Below are 17321 nucleotides of genomic sequence, written 5' to 3' on the forward strand. Positions count from 1 at the left end.
TTTGGTTGATTTATTGCTTAAGCGCTGTCAATTCTGCTATTTTGCAAATCACTTCTACGGCTTTTTGTATGCTCTCTACTGGAACATATTCGTAACGTCCATGAAAATTATGACCGCCAGCAAAAATGTTGGGACAAGGTAAACCCATATAAGACAATTGCGAGCCATCCGTACCACCTCTTATAGGTTTAATTAGAGGTTTTATGCCTAGGGCTTTCATTGCTTCTTCGGCAATATCTACAATGTGCATGACAGGTTCTACCTTTTCTTTCATATTGTAATACTGGTCTTTTATATCTAAATCAAAAACCTCACTTTCAAATTTGGTATTTAAGTCTAAAGTCACCTTTTCCATCAATGCTTTGCGTGCTTCAAACTTATCCTTGTCATGATCACGGATGATATACTTTAAAACGGTTTCTTCTACCTTTCCTTCAATACTGTACAAATGAAAAAACCCTTCGTAACCTTCAGTATGCTCCGGTTTCTCTAGGTTTGGTAATGCATTAATAAATTCGCTAGCGTAATACATGGAATTTATCATTTTACCTTTGGCATAACCAGGATGAACTATTTTGCCTTTGACGGTTATAGTAGCACCAGCAGCATTAAAATTTTCATATTCCAATTCGCCTATTTGGCTACCATCCATGGTATAAGCCCAATCAGCACCAAATTTTTTAACATCAAATTTATGGGCACCTCTTCCAATTTCTTCATCTGGCGTAAAGCCTACTTTAATAATACCGTGCTTAATTTCAGGATGATTAATAAGATATTCCATAGCCGTCACAATCTCCGTGATACCTGCTTTATCATCAGCTCCCAAAAGGGTAGTGCCATCCGTAGTGATTAAAGTTTGCCCTTTGTACTGTAAAAGGTCTTCAAAATAATCTGGTGATAAGACAATGTCTTTTTCTGGATTAAGGACAATATCCTTACCGTTGTAATCCCTGATAATTTGAGGTTTTACATTAGCACCAGTAAAATCAGGAGAAGTGTCAAAATGTGAAATAAAACCAATGGTTGGCACATCATGATCTACATTGCTTGGTAAGGTTGCCATGATATAGGCGTTGTCATCGATAGTGACATCATTCATACCAATAGCTTTAAGTTCTTCTACAAGTTTATTGGCTAAATCCCATTGCTTTTTGGTACTAGGTGTTGTATTAGAATTTGGATCAGACTCCGTGTCAATAGTAACGTAGCTGATAAATCTATCAATGATGTGCTGCATAATTTTGGTTTTGTCACAAAGTTATAACTTAAAAGTTACAACTGGAAGTCTTGAGTGATTAACCAAGTCTTCTGAAATACTGCCACCAAAGAAATGACTTAAGCCAGTTCTACCATGTGTAATAATGGCCACAGCATCCGCTCTATTGCGTCTTGCATAATTAAGTACACCATCTTCAACTGTATGATCTGATATATAAGCGATGCTTGATGCTTTGTCTTGAAGATCGGCAAGCTTAAAGAAGTCTGTGATTTTTTCATCAATCTCATCCGTACTCATAAAGCCTAGATTAGGAAGATTTACATGTAGCAAGGTGGTGTTCTCTGAAAGTTCTTTTAATGCTTCGATAGCTTTTTTAACAGCATCAATACTTTCTTCGCTAAAATCACATCCAAGAACGACATTCTTAAAATTAACAGATTCTGGTTTTGATTTTACAACTAAAACAGGCGTCTCACTGTAACGTACAACTTTTTCGGTATTAGAACCTGTAAAAATACCATCATGATCACTATGTCCACGAGACCCCATAACTATAAGGTCTGCTTTTTCGCGACTAGCTACTTTAGATACCTCTTTTAATACCTTGTGATGCTTTATTATTGGAGTCACTGTGATGCCTTCTAAGTAAGGCTTGTCCAAGAATTCTTCAAATTCCTTATTGGTGACCATAAGCATAAATGCGGTTTCTTCATTTCTTTCTGTGCTAGAGGTCGAGAAGATAGATTCTGATAGTTCTAACATATGCATCACAATGAGTTCTGCGTTATGCTGCTTTGCTAGAGCAGCTCCAGTTTCTAAAGCATATTCTGAATATTTCGAAAAATCGACAGGTATGATAATTTTTTTCATGACTTTATAAATTTGGTTACAGTCCAAAGTTATGACTTAGATTCACTAAAAAATATGACAAATGACAGTTTATAATTGATTATTTAATCTATTAAATACGCCTAAATAGTGATTAAGGATTCTTATTTTTGCATAGCAAATCAACAGATATGTATAAAGCCATAATTAGACCAATTCTATTCTGTTTCGATCCTGAGCGTGTGCACTATTTTACATTCTCGTTAATCCGAAATATTTCTAAAATTCCTGGTGTCAAAGGCTTATTTAGAGGTCTATATCTCATCGAGGACAAAACCCTAGAGCGCGAATTGTTCGGACTAAAATTTAAAAACCCAGTAGGACTTGCAGCTGGATTTGATAAAAATGCAGTGCTTTATAATGAATTGGCGAATTTTGGTTTTGGGTTTATAGAAATAGGTACAGTGACACCAAAAGGTCAAGAGGGCAATCCGAAGCAACGCTTATTCAGGCTTAAAGAAGATAAAGGAATCATTAACAGAATGGGCTTTAATAACGAAGGTCTGGAAGCTGCTATTGATCAACTAAAGAAAAATAAAGGGCAATTAATTATTGGCGGAAATATTGGGAAGAACACCCAAACAAAGGCAGAAGATTATACTAAAGATTATCTGGATTGTTTTAATGCCTTGCATCCTTTTGTCGATTATTTTGCGCTGAATGTTAGTTGTCCTAATGTAGGAAGTCATGCTAAACTCAATGACAAAGACTACCTTATAGAGCTGATAGGCGACGTCCAAAATGCGAATTCAAAGTTTGATAAACAAAAGCCCATCCTATTGAAGATTGCTCCAGATTTAAATGATGGTCAGTTGGATGAAATTGTAGATTTGGTAAAAGAAACGAACTTAGATGGTGTTATTGCTAGTAATACATCAACTGATCGTGAGGGTTTAAAAACCACACAGAAACGCTTGGAAGACATCGGAAACGGAGGACTGAGTGGACAACCTATAAAATCTAAATCTACAAGAGTTATTAAGTATCTGGCGGATAAAAGCAATAAAGCATTTCCAATTATAGGAGTAGGAGGCATACACTCTGCGGAAGATGCGTTGGAAAAGCTTGACGCAGGTGCAGACTTAGTGCAGATTTATACCGGTTTTATTTATGAAGGACCAAGTCTCATTAAGCGCATCAATAAGGCTCTACTAAAAAGGTCATAATGCATATTAGTTGAATGTTGAAATTCTCATATCATTTGCCTTAGCGACTTCGGCTTTGGCTATCTCGCCTGGACCAGATAACATCTATGTATTAGTACAGAGTATTACTCATGGTAAAATGTATGGCTTGGCTACGGTATTTGGATTAATCGCTGGCTGCATAGTCCATACAACACTTTTGGCGTTTGGCGTTTCTGCCGTTATTAAGGCTAATGACAATGTATTCTTCGGAATTAAGATATTGGGAGCGATATACCTTTTGTATTTGGCGTATAAAGTATTTAAGGCTGATACTCATTTGGATTTGGATGCTGAAAGCGTACCTAAAAAGAGTTTAAAAGGTCTCTTTGTCCAAGGGTTTTTCATGAATGTTTTAAATCCTAAAGTGACCATTTTCTTTTTGGCATTTTTTCCAGGATTCTTATTTTCGGACACTATGAGCACGGTTATTCAATTCTATGTTTTGGGTGGTATTTTCATGCTGGTGTCGTTCATTATATTTTCAATCATAGCTTTGCTTGCTTCACAGATAAAGATCTACACGTTAATGCATAAAAACTCTGGTGTTGTATTTAAATGGCTTCAGATTATTGTTTTTATTGGTATCGCAGTTTTTATTTTATTGTAATATAGTTTTTTGCTCAAATTTATTGTTGGCGTTTTTTATATATTAAAATAATATTAATTTTGACAGAAATTATTTACCAAAAATTCATTGAAGGCTTAATATGAAACACCTCTACACTTTTATTTTCTTCTGTTTTTTTATAGGAATACATGCAAATTGTCAAAGCATAAACTTTAGTGATGCAGCTGATATGCCTGCGGCAAAAAGCGCAACGAGCTCTGCTAATGATGGCAGTAATATTTATGTAGCCAATGGCTTTAGTATTGCTGGTGGTTTTACATCAGATGTGTTTAAATATGATATTACTAATAACTCTTGGAGCGTTCTGACGAATGCCACGATAGGAAAACGTTTTGGTTCGGCTGCCATAGTTGGTAATAACTTATTTATCTTTAATGGCTATACGCCTGGTAACAGCTTCAATGACGCTCTAGAAATTGTTGATTTAGCCACAGGAGTAGTTGTAAATCCAGGTCTAGTAAATCCTCAGCCAGCAGCCGGAGCCGGAGTATCTGTAGAAGGCAATATTATATATTCTTTTGGTGGTAATACAGGTTCTGGTTTTTCTAATAAATTATATGCTGTTAATACTTCGGCATTAACGATCACAGAGTTGGCGCCAATGCCAATTGCAGCGGAAACCAAAGGTGAGGTGGTTAACGGAAAACTATATATCATTGGTGGATTTAACGGGAGCACTTCCGATAAAATCCATGTATACGACATCTCGACAAATACTTGGACTGACGAATATACCTTACCTCAAACTTTATCAGCTAATGCGACAGCAGTTGTTGGCGATAGAATCTACGTGCTCGGTGATTTTTCAGATCAAAACTTTACAGGCTATTTCGACACGTCAACGAATACTTTCACGGAGACTACCAGTAATTTAGTAAATCGCAGACACGCTTCTGCCGAGGGCGTCAATGGTGAATTGTATGTTATGGGAGGGAATACAACATCTAGTGGTACTTCGGCTATTGCCAGTACGCAAATGGCGAGTATTACTTTAAGTACAGAAGATTATAATGAAGAGTTGTTTTCAATGTATCCAAATCCTGCTATAGATTATGTTAGCTTTTCTAAGCAAGTTGAAGAATTAACACTTTTAAGCTTGACGGGACGTATCGTTAAAGAAGCATCGAATATTACTACAATGGATATCAATGACCTTCAAAAAGGAATCTATATTTTAAAACTTAAAGACCAAGGCAATAGCCAAATCATTAAATTGGTAAAGCATTAGACAGTGGTGCAGCAGTAAGTATCTGATTATAGGTTTTAAAATTTTTGAATGCACTATTTATACTATATTTGAAAAGCAATGCCAGATATAGTTAAACTCATAGAATGCCCACGAGATGCCATGCAAGGTATCAGGGAATTTATTCCTGCTGAGAAGAAGGTACAGTATATTCAGTCCTTGCTTCGTGTTGGTTTTGACACGATAGATTTTGGAAGCTTCGTGTCACCGAAAGCTATTCCGCAAATGGTTGATACCGCTGAAGTTCTTGCGCAACTAGATTTAAGTAAAACGAGGAGTAAGTTGCTTGCCATTATCGCTAATACAAGAGGTGCTAATGATGCATCACAACACTCTGAGATTGATTATCTGGGTTTTCCATTTTCAATATCAGAAAACTTTCAAATGCGTAATACGCATAAAACCATAGCGCAATCTGTGGTGACACTATCAGAAATACTGAACGTCGCAGATAAAACTAATAAGGAAGTTGTCGTTTATATTTCCATGGGATTTGGTAATCCATATGGAGATCCTTGGAATGTAGATATAGTAGGGGAGTGGACGGAACGTCTGGCAAAAATGGGAGTCAAAATTTTATCGTTAAGTGATACCATAGGAAGTTCTAATCCAGAAAACATAGACTATCTCTTTTCTAATCTCATTCCCAAATATCCTGACATTGAATTTGGTGCGCATCTACATACTACGCCAACAACGTGGTTTGAAAAAATCGATGCAGCTTATAAAGCGGGTTGTAGACGTTTTGATGGTGCCATTCAAGGTTTTGGAGGTTGTCCTATGGCTAAGGATGAGCTTACAGGTAATATGCCTACCGAAAAAATGCTATCGTACTTTACTCAAAAAAAAGCACATGACTTAAATGCCATGAGTTTTGAAAGTGCTTATAACGAGGCCACAAAAATTTTTTCTAAATATCACTAAACAAGAAAAGCGCTATCTCAAAAAGATAACGCCTTTTATTCATCAATTAAGTATAGTTTAAAATCTAAACTCTAATCCTAGATTTCCTCCAAAAGGATGACCTGGACGCAAACCAGCTGGTACCCTAGACACAGCATAAGTTTCATCGAGCATATTAATTACATTTCCTGTAAGACTTAATTGTTTTGAAAAATGATATTTAGCCGAGAAATCTATTATAAAGTTCGAAGCGACGAGTTCATCAGCCGCAATGTTTCCAGAACCAGCTAAAGTCCTAAACTCACCATTATAACGACCACTTAAGTTTAATTCATATTTAGCATGTTCTAAAGAGGCCATTATATTAAATTGATGAATTGGGATGTATGGTAATTCATCACCTTCTTGGACCTCGCCCCAAATACTATCATCACTACCAAAACTATTTAAGAATTCTGTATTTGTAAAGGTATATCCAAATGTTATGGGTAATTTTAATTTAGTATTATTTGGAAGTAACTCATAATTCAATAATAATTCAAGACCACTCACAGCAACTTCTCCGGCATTAAACTGATCTAAAGAACCCGTTCCACCAGTAGCAGCAAAATCACTTCCAAGCAGATTGCTATAGTCATTGTAAAAACCAACGATTTCCCCACGAAGCTGTCCCAGAGAAAAACGGGATCCGAGTTCATAATTTACACTTTCTTCTGGGTCTTCGCCATCTTCACTTCCTGGAGGAGAAAATCCTTTATGGACACCACCAAAAACAGACATATTATCAGAAAATGCATAGTTAAAACCAATACCTGGAATAAAGATGTCTACTTTATTTTCTCGGAATGCTAAATTACTACCTGTTCTATTAGGGTCATCACTTCCAAAATTATCACGCTGGAGTACAATGTTTTCATAACGCATGCCTGGTGTTAAAGTAAGTTTGTTAAATTTTAATTTATACATTACATAGCTAGCAAATGCAGTGGCACTACTAATGCGATTGCCTTGTGCTCCTCTTGGCCCTTGTGATGTCCTAGTCATTTCTTGGTTAATTATATTGTAACCATCCTCCCACTGAAAACGATCTTCTTCATCATAATGGTAGCGCATTCCTATTTCGATATCATGAAAAGTAGTTTCACCATACCAATGGTAATCTAATTTTGTTTGTATGCCTTTAGAATAGTACACACGGTTATTTGCTTTTAGGAGTAGGGCATCAGCTTCAGAATCGACATCTCCTCGGACAATCGCCATATGGTCTTCAAACTGATCAGGATTACCAACGACATCAGCAATGCTTTGTTTATCGCCATTGAATACTACATCGTCAAGCTTAAACCAATTACGTGAAAACTTGTTATAATAACCATTGGTTGTGATTCTGAAGTTTTTATTAAAATCTAAAGTATGAGTTAACATTAACTGAATTTGTTCAGCCGTCATTCTATCATCTTGCGAAGAGGCATATCTGCTAAATGGTGAGGTATCAAAATCACTTTCGGTGAGCCCTAAATATGTTTCATTAGAGCGTTCGTCATAATAATGAAACTTCGTTTCTAAAGCTTGCTTTAGTTTAGCATCAGGATTCGTGTTGATTCTAAATTTTGCAGTAACCTCATTGATGTCAAAACCAGTATTGCTATTGTCTGGTAGATTTTTGAATCCATTAGATCCAAAATTTAGATACTCCACCATATAACCAAAGTTTTTCTTGCTATCACCAACTCTAGCTAAAAATTGCTGAGTGTCAAAAGCACCATAACTGGCTCGAACTTCGCCATTTAACGTAGTAGGTATTTGAGCTGAAATCATATTTATGGCGCCACCAGTAGTAAAGGGGCCAAATTGTACTTGGCTACTTCCCTTTAGAATCTCTACAGCTTGCATGCGACCAACTGAAGGGAAGTAATAGGCAGCAGGTGCGCTATAAGGTGCAGGAGCAATGAGCACACCATCTTCCATTAAAGATATTTTTGCACTACGTTGAGGAGATGTACCTCTTAAACTTATATTGGGACGTAAACCAAAGCCATCTTCTTCGTAAAAGGTGACACCTGGTACAGAGCGTAAAGCGCGATTAATATCTGTATAACTGAATTTTTTGAGCTCTTCCGGAGATAGATAATAGGCAGATCCTGTTCTATGTCTTGCGACATATTTACTTCCGAAGATCTGATTGGAGTTGATAACAACTTCATCTAACTTTTGAATGGAATCTTTAGGTGTTTCAGGTTGATTTTCTTGGGCAATTAGGTTTATTGACGTTAATAAACCTAATAATGATAGGTTAAATTTGAGTTTCATTTATTTAGACTGATTAAAAATAATATTTCTTTCAGTGTGCAAATTTAAGACCTAAATCTATTTTTACAAAGTTTATTTAGAATAAATAAAAATAAAATTTAGAAAGTTTTGGTTATTAATGTGTTATGTCAAGCAATGGTTTTTGCTAATTATTGATTTAGCGATTAATTGATATTAAGAAACTTAAAAAAGACGTATATATATTTAGATAATTATTATTTATTAAAGTCTTAATGAATTTACACTTAAACATTTTACAGACTAGTTAAGTGAAATAAAATGCGTAAATTTGCACGCAATTATATCTTAATTGCACGATGACAGCACACGAAAACAAAATCCTAGGTGAAGGTCTTACCTACGATGACGTCCTACTAGTTCCAGCATTTTCAGAAGTATTACCTCGCGAGGTGAATATTCAAACAAAGTTTACTAGAAATATTACAATCAATATTCCCGTAATTTCAGCGGCTATGGATACGGTCACTGAAAGTAAAATGGCAATTGCCATGGCACAAGAAGGTGGTATAGGGGTGCTTCATAAAAACATGACGATTGAAGATCAGGCAACGAAAGTGCGTCGCGTAAAACGTGCTGAAAGTGGAATGATAATCGATCCTGTGACCTTACCAATGGATGCTACTGTTGCTGATGCGAAAAATGCCATGCGCGAGCATAGTATTGGAGGTATTCCTATCGTTGATGACAACGGTGTGCTTAAAGGCATTGTGACAAATCGTGATTTACGTTTTGAGCATCAAAGCGATAGACCGATCGTTGAGGTAATGACCAAAGAAAATTTAGTAACCGCTCCAAAAGGGACTTCTTTGAAAGATGCGGAGGCCATATTGCAGGCCAATAAAATTGAAAAACTACTAATTGTTGAGGGCGATAAGCTTGCTGGTTTAATAACCTTTAGGGATATTACAAAGGTCACACAAAAACCAAATGCGAACAAAGATTCATACGGAAGACTAAGGGTTGCCGCAGCAATAGGAGTCACAGGCGATGCAGTGGATAGGGCAGAAGCTTTAGTAAATGCAGGAGTGGATGCGGTAGTTATTGATACTGCTCATGGGCATACCAAAGGTGTAGTATCCATACTTAAGGAAATAAAGACAAAGTTCCCTAACCTAGAGGTCATCGTTGGTAATATTGCCACTGGAGAGGCTGCTAAATATTTAGTTGAAGCGGGAGCAGATGCTGTTAAAGTTGGTATTGGACCAGGTTCTATATGTACAACACGCGTTGTTGCAGGTGTTGGTTTTCCGCAATTTTCTGCAGTGTTGGAAGTTGCTGCTGCCATTAAAGGTTCTGGAGTTCCTGTTATAGCAGATGGTGGTATTCGCTACACTGGAGATATTCCAAAGGCTATAGCTGCTGGTGCGGATACCGTGATGTTAGGGTCACTTTTGGCAGGTACAAAAGAAAGTCCAGGTGAAACTATTATTTACGAAGGTCGTAAGTTTAAATCCTATAGAGGAATGGGGTCTGTTGAAGCCATGAAACAAGGGAGTAAGGATCGCTATTTCCAAGATGTAGAAGATGATATTAAAAAATTAGTTCCTGAAGGTATTGTGGGTCGTGTGCCTTACAAAGGGGAATTGTTCGAAAGCATCCACCAGTTTGTTGGTGGACTAAGAGCAGGAATGGGGTACTGCGGAGCAAAGGACATAGCCACTCTAAAAGAGACTGGACGTTTTGTTAAGATTACAGCTAGTGGTATTAACGAAAGTCATCCACATGATGTCACCATTACAAAAGAAGCACCTAATTATTCGAGGTAACTTATTTCTGCTCACGTAGGAATCTCATTATTTACTTAAAAATTGTATGAGCTGTGCCATTGCCTTTCCGCGATGCCCAATGTTATTTTTAAGCTCTAAATCCATTTGAGCAAAGGTTTCTTCAAAACCATTTGGTTTAAATATAGGATCGTAGCCAAAGCCTTTATCGCCTGCTTTTTCTGTAGTGATTTCCCCAATACAGATTCCTGTAAATGTTTCAAGTCTTCCATTGAGATGCAAGGCAATAACTGTTTTAAATTGGGCTTTTCTAGAGGTTTTATCTTCAAGTTCTGTTAGTAATTTATTCATGTTATCATCAGCATCGCGTTGGTGACCAGCATAACGTGCGGAATACACACCAGGCTCACCTTTTAGAGCTTCAACTTCTAAACCGGTATCGTCGGCAAAACAGTCGTAGCCATAATTGGCTTTAATGTATTCTGCCTTTTGTATAGCATTACCGGCAATGGTAGGTTGCGTTTCGGGTATATCTTCAATACACATAATGTCTTCTAGGCTTAACAGTCTAATATGCTTAGGTACAATCGCTTGGACCTCCTTGAGCTTGTTTTTATTATTTGTAGCGAAGACGAGTTGCATATGTAAACTTTTAAAACTTAAAAATAGATTTATATTTATCCTGAAAATAAATAAAATTAATAAATGACGCGTCTTTTTTCTATTGTTTTAATGTTTAGTGTGGTTGTTATTGGCAATGCCCAAAGAAAGTACAGGTATGCAAAAGCTTCGAAAGATTTAACTACCAATGTCTATTTTGGTGAAACTATTGAGGATCCATATCAGTGGATGGAAAACCCTAATGATCCAAGGCTTGCTGATTGGTTGAAATCTCAAAAAAAGTTAACAGACCAACAATGGAAAAAACGGGTCAATGCTATCAGTTTGAGCAGTCAAATAGCATCTATGTATAATAATACATTCGCAGAAAAAAAGGATCATTACAAAGAAACGGTCGACAGTGTAAAAAGTAAATACCAGTTTAGGGATAAGTACGTTACATCAAGACGTTTTCCAAATTTGGAATATAGGTTGCGGGGAGAAAAGCACTATAAAAAGTTGGTTTATATTAAGGACTTCCAATTAGATAAAGATGACCATGTAAGCATTACTGATACGTATACTAATGAAGATTATGACTTAATCGCTATTGAAATGTCTCATAACGGAAGTGATTGGAGGGAAGTTTACTTTTATAATCTAAAAACAGGAGAACAGTTACCAGATAAATTAATGAATTTAAGAGTTGGTAGTAATTTGTTTTGGGAAGAAGATGAATTTATTTATGATGCCTATGATAAACCAGAAAAAGGTAGGGAGTTGTTGGATAAAGCGAAAGGGCAAAAATTATTTCGTCATAAATTAGGGACTTGGCAATCCGAAGATAGATTACTATATCAGAATCCTGATACAACTGGCACCAATGATTTCAGATATTTTAAATTAGGAGGTAAGCTGTTTTTTAAACATTTTTATAAGGTTAGAGGGAAGACCTATAAAGCCTTGTCTATTGGTAATATTCTTCCACAATCCTTTTATTTGTCGAAGTTTTTACTTTACCCAAATTCGAAAGATATTTACGTAACTATTGAAGCGGTTTTTGGTGATAAAGTATTTTTAAATACAAATTGGGATGCTGCTAATGGACGTGTATTAGCAGCTGACATAAGTCAGTTGAATAAGGTGGTAGAAATAATTCCCGAGTATGATATTTTGTTAACCAATGTCAATAAACTAGGAAAAGAAAAAATAGCTTGTATTTATTCAGACAAAGGCAAAAACTCAGTTTTAATATATAATCTAGAGGGCAAACTTTTAAGAAAAATTGATTTTCCTGAAGGTAAAAAGTTAAATGATTTTTATGAGAATGACGATGACGCTACGCATACTGATTTTAGTATATCCTCTTTTTATCATCCTAGAATTTGGTATCAACTATCACTCTCGGATTTGACATTTAAGCCTGCAGCTGTTATTTCTGTTCCTTACGACGCCGAAGACTTAGAAACTAGATATGTAACTTACAAATCTAAAGATGGTACGGATATACCAATGTATATTACATGTCTAAAGAGCACAAAACTGAAAGGTGATAATCCGACATTGATGTATGGCTATGGTGGCTATGGTTTTACTGTGTCACCAGATTTTAATGAGTCATTAACCCTATGGTTATTACACGGCGGAATTCTGGCTGTTCCAAATGTTAGAGGAGGAGGAGCTAAGGGCAGTGAATGGGGTAAAGCCGGTCGTAAATTAAATAAGCAAAATGCCATTGACGATTTTATTGCGGGTGCCGAATATCTAATTTCGGAGCAATATACCAATAGCGATAAACTAGCAATTAATGGCGGTTCTCATGGAGGATTGTTAGTTGGCGCTACAATTACTCAAAGACCTGAACTGTTCAAAGTCGCAATTGCTGAGGCTGGAGCTTTTGATATGTTACGCTTTGAAAAGTTCACTGTAGGTTCTGTAAACACTAATGCTAATGAGTTTGGTTCTATTGAGAATAAAGAAGACTATGATAATTTAAAATCTTACTCACCTTTGCATAATATAAAAGAAGGTGTAAAATACCCTAATGTACTGCTCATCACTGGTGCTGAAGATGACAGGGTTCCCCCTTTCCATTCGTATAAGTTTTTGGCAACATTACAAGAAAAAGCAAGCGACACCTCTTTATATCAATTATATGTAGTCAATGGTTCTGGGCATGGAGGTGCTTTGAATACTAAAGATTTTTCATATAAATTACTGCATAAATATTCGTTTTTATTTGATCAACTGGGAATCAAAATTTACTAAATTTATAGTTCCTCAAGTATGGTATGTTTAATATGAAAAGCTTATAAGGCAGTCAAGTTTATCTAATTTTATGAAAAAATACATCCCAATCATTTTTGTTCTAGCTCTTATAAAGTTTATTATTCAATGGATTGGCAATCATAATTATGGGTTTCATCGCGATGAATTATTACATCTTTCGGTAAGCGAGCACTTGGCTTGGGGATTTATGGAGTTTCCTCCTTTTATAGCCTTTATTGGTAAACTATCGTATTGGTTGTTCGATTATCATATTCTTGGTGTTCGTTTATTTTCTACACTGGCTGGAGTGTCTATTTTGATATTATGTTGCTTAATGGCTAAGGAACTAGGAGGTAAATTTAGAGCTGTTCTCCTAGCAGGTATCTGTGTTTTGGCATTTATTCCATTTTATAGAAATCACACCTTGTTTCAACCGGTTGCGTTTGATCAATTATTCTGGGTACTAGGATTTTATTTTTTGATAAAATTTGTGAATTCTAAAAACAAGAAGTTCCTCATTTTATTGGGAATAACACTCGGGTTTGGTTTACTGAATAAATACACCATGCTCGTGTGGGCTTTGGGTATCTTTGTGGGTTTATTATTCTATAACAAAGCAAGACTCTTCAAGAACAAATGGCTTTATATTTCCGGAATTATTTCTTTACTGATGTTTCTTCCAAACATCATCTGGCAATTTCAAAATGATTTCCCACTATTAAGGCATATGCAACGTTTAAATGAAAGTCAATTGGAGGGTATAAGCCTCTGGAGTTTCATTTTGGACCAATTGGAAATTACGCCACCATTTATTTTGTTTTTGTGTGGTTTTATAGGTTTGTTTTTTAGTAAAAAACTCAGAGAATTTAAGTTTTTAGGAATAAGTTGTTTAGTCATTTTTGCGACTATGTGGTTTATGGGTGCAAAGACCTATTATATTTTTCCTTTATATCCAGTGTTGTTTTCAGCAGGTGCTGTTTTCCTTGAGAGTCTATTCGTAAAACGACCGAATCTGGTTTATGTAATAGCTGTTTCAGTATTATTGCCAATGATCTACTTCATTCCAGAAGCCACACCAATCTTACCAATAGATGCTTTCGTAGAATATAGAAGTTTAGAAGAAGAAGATGGGCGTATTGAACTTACAGGTGATTATGCAGATATGTTTGGTTGGGAAGAACAGGCAAAGCTGGTAGATAGTGTGTATAATACTTTAACTGCAATAGAAAAGGATAATTGTGTACTTTGGGCTGAAAACTATGGCGAAGCAGGTGCTCTAAAAATTTTAGGCAAGCAATATAATCTGCCTAATCCAATAAGCCGTCACGGGAGTTTTTGGACTTGGGGGTTTGGTAATAAGAATGCAAAGGTTTGGATTAGTTTAGGTAATGAAGAACCAGCGGTTGATTATGTCTTTGAAGATGTGGAATTGGTAAAAATTATAACTCATAAATATGCTATTGGTGAAGAGCATGATATTCCGCTTTATATCTGCAGAAATCCTAAAGTAGATATAGAGGCATGGTGGAAAGCTTATGAGCCGTACATTTTCGACTAACATCTACACTTTTTGTTAAGGTTTAAATAAGAGCTTAATTATTCTAAGTTAATTAGGTTATTTTTATAAAAAAACCTAAGCTATGAGACTCTTTGCCATTTTAGTTTTTATATCACTATTTTCTTTTTCCCAAACTCAAATAGAGAAGATTCAAAATAATTGGATACTCAAAGTGGATGGTCAACCATTCGATATTAAAGGGGTGACTTTTGGTTATGATAAAGACGTTAAGAATTACGATACATACTTTGAAGATTTAGAGTCTTTAGGCGTTAATACCATAAGAACTTGGTCCACAGGTAAAAACACGCTGCAATTATTAGATGCAGCTGAAAAACATGGATTTAAAGTCATGGTTGGCATCTGGATGCGCCATGGAAGACCAGGTATGGAAGATGATGATCATTTTGATTATCTCAAAGATAAAGAGGGTATGGAAGCCATGTATACGACGTCCATAAAAACAGTAGAAACTTATAAAAACCATCCAGCAGTTTTAACTTGGGGCGTAGCCAATGAGGTTTATATAAACACGGCAACAGATGAGGAGAAGTTGGCGTACTCTAAGTTTTTAGAGCGTGTTTGTAGTAATATAAAAGCCTTAGACCCCAATCATCCAATAACTTCTATCGAAGCTTGGACGTTTGGCTTAGAGTGGTGGCAAAAGTATGTACCCTCAATCGATATATATGGGCTTAATAGTTATGGAGTGGGAGTCAACTTTCTTCAAGATGAAATGGATAAACGAAATATTGATAAACCCTATATCATTACTGAATTTGGTGTCACAGGAGAATGGGATTTACCATCTGATAAGAATGGTATTAAGATTGAACCTTCTGACTCAGAAAAGTATGAGACGATTGTTAAAGGCTATAGAGAATGGATATCTAATAAGCCCTCTTGTTTAGGTGTGTATGTTTTTCATTACAATAATGGACCTGAATTTGGGAGTGTGTGGTTGGCTACACATGTAAATAGTTATACCAGACCGCCGTATTGGGCGATTAGAGAGGCTTTTACTGGTAAGAAGCCTCGAAATAACGTGCCAAAGGTGGATGCTTTTGTATTACCCGATGGCGAGTTTAAAAGCGGAACATGGATTTCTGTAGAATTAATGGTTTCTGATGTTGAAAATGAGAAGCTAGATGTGAGTTTTTCCTATAATCAGCGAACAGGTAGCCGAAAACGTCGTAACCAAATACTAACACTTAATCATCGTGGTAATCTTTCAGATGGTTTTGAAGTTCAATTGCCAGAAGAGGACGGTGCTATTAAAATCTATGTTAATGTTAAGGACAGTTACAATAATCTTGGTATTGCCTCAAGTTCGATTCAGGTCATTGATGAAAAAGCAAAGGCAATAGTATATAAAGTACCAAAAGTTGATTTGCCTTTTTATGTATACAAAGAGAGTGAAGATTTGTCATATTTCCCATCAGGGTATATGGGAAATTATAAAGCCCTAAATGTTGATCTTAACCATACAAATGATGTGTATTCAGGAGAGACGGCTATTAGAATAACATATAAGGAACGAAGCGGTTGGTATGGTATTGCATTTGTAGATCCAGCAAACGATTGGGGAGATATTCTTGGAGGTTATAACATTAGTGAAGCCAAAACCTTTAGTTTTTGGGCCAAATCAAAATTTGATGGCGTTGTCGCAAAACTTGGTTTTGGTTTAATAGACAATGACAAACCTTTTCCTGATACCGCTATTAAGTCCGTGGAAATAAAGCTGACGTCTGAGTGGAAAAAATATACTATTAAGACAAAACGCTTAGATTTAAGTTGTATTCGTTCGGGATTGGTGCTTTTTGCCAGTAGTTATGGACACCCACAAACCATTTATATAGATGACGTAGTTTTTGAGTAAAGCACTATCTAAAATCAATAGTACAACTTTTAGATTGCCCAAACCATTTTACCCGATTTTTAGATGCGGTTTTATAAATATAATCTCGAATCATTCTTGGGATAAAGGCTAAAAGTGCTGCGACGCGTTGCCATTTAGGTATTTTTGAAACAATGCTTAGGAATCCATCAGAATGTGTTTTTACGCCATTCTCATCGATAAGAATGACAGTATCAAGATGTAGTGTTGGAAAACCGTATTGCGTTAACAGTTCTTGTCCATATTTAGATTGAAAGGGTACAAATTGAAATAGGTCTTCTGGAGCAAACTTCAATAACCAACCGACAACCCCGTTGCACAGGTTGCACTCGCCATCAAAAATTATAATATCTTTTTTCGGTTGATTTTCCATAATATGCTTGTTTATAAATCAATAGACGTGTACAAGGTTTTAAACTTTCATATCATCTTTAATTTTAGGGATTATTTATGATAATTATCAGTATTAAGCAGCTTTAAAAATCGTATCTTAGAGATAGGAATTATTAATTAAAACAAGTAAGATTATGACGGTAAATTTTCAATATGTAAACACGGATGTAAGTGAAACGTTATCAAAGTTTACAAGAGAAAAATTAGAAAAATTAGCAGATAAATTTGAGTTTTTAATATCAGCTCAAGTTTATATAAAACACGATGATAAAGATCATGATGCAGGTAAAATTTGTAATATAGAATTAAGTTTACCTGGACCACGTATTTTTGCCACATCTAATGAGGCTGCCTACGAAATGGCGGTTAACGCCACAATTAGCGATTTAACACGTCAGCTGAAAAAAAGAAAAGAAGTTTTTAAAACATACTAATTATTAGGTTAAAACGTTCCGACGTTTATATTAAGGGGTTTA

The 17321-nt window shown here is 35.8% G+C and carries 14 protein-coding genes; 9 read left to right on the plus strand and 5 right to left on the minus strand.

The window, feature by feature from the left end; all coding sequences use genetic code 11:
- Positions 1 to 10: 10 nt before the first annotated feature.
- Together pepT and H7F21_RS13650 are read right to left on the minus strand one after the other, a co-directional pair.
- On the minus strand, positions 11 to 1240 hold the full coding sequence (gene pepT, locus H7F21_RS13645; RefSeq protein WP_185789856.1) for a peptidase T: 1230 nt from the start codon (positions 1238 to 1240) through the stop codon (positions 11 to 13).
- A gap of 21 nt (positions 1241 to 1261) precedes the next feature.
- Positions 1262 to 2092 carry a universal stress protein gene (locus H7F21_RS13650; RefSeq protein ID WP_185789857.1) on the minus strand — a complete coding sequence of 277 codons (831 nt, stop codon included), beginning with the start codon at positions 2090 to 2092 and terminating at the stop codon, positions 1262 to 1264.
- 149 nt (positions 2093 to 2241) lie between these two features.
- Between H7F21_RS13650 and H7F21_RS13655 the strand changes: the two genes are divergently transcribed.
- The 4 genes from H7F21_RS13655 (at position 2242) to H7F21_RS13670 (ending at position 6095) form a co-directional block, all read left to right on the plus strand.
- A complete protein-coding gene (locus H7F21_RS13655; protein WP_185789858.1) occupies positions 2242 to 3276 on the plus strand; it encodes a quinone-dependent dihydroorotate dehydrogenase in 1035 nt (344 codons plus the stop codon).
- Between the two features lie 10 nt (positions 3277 to 3286).
- Complete coding sequence (locus H7F21_RS13660) at positions 3287 to 3904, plus strand: LysE family translocator (RefSeq protein ID WP_185789859.1); 618 nt, start codon at positions 3287 to 3289, stop codon at positions 3902 to 3904.
- A 100-nt stretch (positions 3905 to 4004) separates the two neighbouring features.
- Positions 4005 to 5153 carry a Kelch repeat-containing protein gene (locus H7F21_RS13665; protein ID WP_185789860.1) on the plus strand — a complete coding sequence of 383 codons (1149 nt, stop codon included), beginning with the start codon at positions 4005 to 4007 and terminating at the stop codon, positions 5151 to 5153.
- 78 nt (positions 5154 to 5231) lie between these two features.
- A complete protein-coding gene (locus H7F21_RS13670; RefSeq protein ID WP_185789861.1) occupies positions 5232 to 6095 on the plus strand; it encodes a hydroxymethylglutaryl-CoA lyase in 864 nt (287 codons plus the stop codon).
- A gap of 57 nt (positions 6096 to 6152) precedes the next feature.
- Here the strand turns inward: H7F21_RS13670 and H7F21_RS13675 are convergent, their stop codons facing one another.
- Positions 6153 to 8384: a TonB-dependent receptor family protein gene (locus tag H7F21_RS13675; protein ID WP_185789862.1), complete on the minus strand. Its 2232-nt coding sequence runs from the start codon at positions 8382 to 8384 to the stop codon at positions 6153 to 6155.
- A gap of 317 nt (positions 8385 to 8701) precedes the next feature.
- On the opposite strand from H7F21_RS13675, the gene guaB reads away from it, so the two are divergent.
- On the plus strand, positions 8702 to 10171 hold the full coding sequence (gene guaB, locus H7F21_RS13680) for an IMP dehydrogenase (RefSeq protein WP_185789863.1): 1470 nt from the start codon (positions 8702 to 8704) through the stop codon (positions 10169 to 10171).
- A 27-nt stretch (positions 10172 to 10198) separates the two neighbouring features.
- Here guaB and H7F21_RS13685 read toward each other — a convergent pair whose 3' ends face one another.
- Positions 10199 to 10771, minus strand: coding sequence for a non-canonical purine NTP diphosphatase (locus H7F21_RS13685; protein ID WP_185789864.1), 573 nt, complete (start codon positions 10769 to 10771; stop codon positions 10199 to 10201).
- A 63-nt stretch (positions 10772 to 10834) separates the two neighbouring features.
- Between H7F21_RS13685 and H7F21_RS13690 the strand changes: the two genes are divergently transcribed.
- The 3 genes from H7F21_RS13690 to H7F21_RS13700 all read left to right on the plus strand — a co-directional run bounded on the left by H7F21_RS13690 (position 10835) and on the right by H7F21_RS13700 (position 16434).
- Positions 10835 to 12997 carry a prolyl oligopeptidase family serine peptidase gene (locus tag H7F21_RS13690; RefSeq protein WP_185789865.1) on the plus strand — a complete coding sequence of 721 codons (2163 nt, stop codon included), beginning with the start codon at positions 10835 to 10837 and terminating at the stop codon, positions 12995 to 12997.
- A gap of 70 nt (positions 12998 to 13067) precedes the next feature.
- Positions 13068 to 14555, plus strand: a complete 1488-nt coding sequence (locus H7F21_RS13695) for an ArnT family glycosyltransferase (protein WP_185789866.1) — start codon at positions 13068 to 13070, stop codon at positions 14553 to 14555.
- Positions 14556 to 14637: 82 nt separating this feature from the next.
- Positions 14638 to 16434, plus strand: a complete 1797-nt coding sequence (locus H7F21_RS13700) for a glycoside hydrolase family 2 TIM barrel-domain containing protein (RefSeq protein WP_185789867.1) — start codon at positions 14638 to 14640, stop codon at positions 16432 to 16434.
- A 4-nt stretch (positions 16435 to 16438) separates the two neighbouring features.
- On the opposite strand, the gene H7F21_RS13705 is transcribed toward H7F21_RS13700, so the two are convergent.
- Positions 16439 to 16825: a thiol-disulfide oxidoreductase DCC family protein gene (locus H7F21_RS13705; RefSeq protein ID WP_185789868.1), complete on the minus strand. Its 387-nt coding sequence runs from the start codon at positions 16823 to 16825 to the stop codon at positions 16439 to 16441.
- Between the two features lie 154 nt (positions 16826 to 16979).
- Between H7F21_RS13705 and H7F21_RS13710 the strand changes: the two genes are divergently transcribed.
- Complete coding sequence (locus tag H7F21_RS13710; protein ID WP_185789869.1) at positions 16980 to 17279, plus strand: HPF/RaiA family ribosome-associated protein; 300 nt, start codon at positions 16980 to 16982, stop codon at positions 17277 to 17279.
- Positions 17280 to 17321 lie beyond the last annotated feature (42 nt).

It is taken from the genome of Winogradskyella flava, from assembly GCF_014243395.1.
Classification (GTDB): domain Bacteria; phylum Bacteroidota; class Bacteroidia; order Flavobacteriales; family Flavobacteriaceae; genus Winogradskyella; species Winogradskyella flava.

Bases quoted from the DNA above. Each gene is read 5' to 3' on its own strand.
- pepT (WP_185789856.1), bottom strand. From the start codon at position 1,240: ATGCAGCACATCATTGATAGATTTATCAGCTACGTTACTATTGACACG.
- H7F21_RS13650 (WP_185789857.1), bottom strand. From the start codon at position 2,092: ATGAAAAAAATTATCATACCTGTCGATTTTTCGAAATATTCAGAATAT.
- H7F21_RS13655 (WP_185789858.1), top strand. From the start codon at position 2,242: ATGTATAAAGCCATAATTAGACCAATTCTATTCTGTTTCGATCCTGAG.
- H7F21_RS13665 (WP_185789860.1), top strand. From the start codon at position 4,005: ATGAAACACCTCTACACTTTTATTTTCTTCTGTTTTTTTATAGGAATA.
- H7F21_RS13670 (WP_185789861.1), top strand. From the start codon at position 5,232: ATGCCAGATATAGTTAAACTCATAGAATGCCCACGAGATGCCATGCAA.
- H7F21_RS13675 (WP_185789862.1), bottom strand. From the start codon at position 8,384: ATGAAACTCAAATTTAACCTATCATTATTAGGTTTATTAACGTCAATA.
- guaB (WP_185789863.1), top strand. From the start codon at position 8,702: ATGACAGCACACGAAAACAAAATCCTAGGTGAAGGTCTTACCTACGAT.
- H7F21_RS13685 (WP_185789864.1), bottom strand. From the start codon at position 10,771: ATGCAACTCGTCTTCGCTACAAATAATAAAAACAAGCTCAAGGAGGTC.
- H7F21_RS13690 (WP_185789865.1), top strand. From the start codon at position 10,835: ATGACGCGTCTTTTTTCTATTGTTTTAATGTTTAGTGTGGTTGTTATT.
- H7F21_RS13695 (WP_185789866.1), top strand. From the start codon at position 13,068: ATGAAAAAATACATCCCAATCATTTTTGTTCTAGCTCTTATAAAGTTT.
- H7F21_RS13700 (WP_185789867.1), top strand. From the start codon at position 14,638: ATGAGACTCTTTGCCATTTTAGTTTTTATATCACTATTTTCTTTTTCC.
- H7F21_RS13705 (WP_185789868.1), bottom strand. From the start codon at position 16,825: ATGGAAAATCAACCGAAAAAAGATATTATAATTTTTGATGGCGAGTGC.
- H7F21_RS13710 (WP_185789869.1), top strand. From the start codon at position 16,980: ATGACGGTAAATTTTCAATATGTAAACACGGATGTAAGTGAAACGTTA.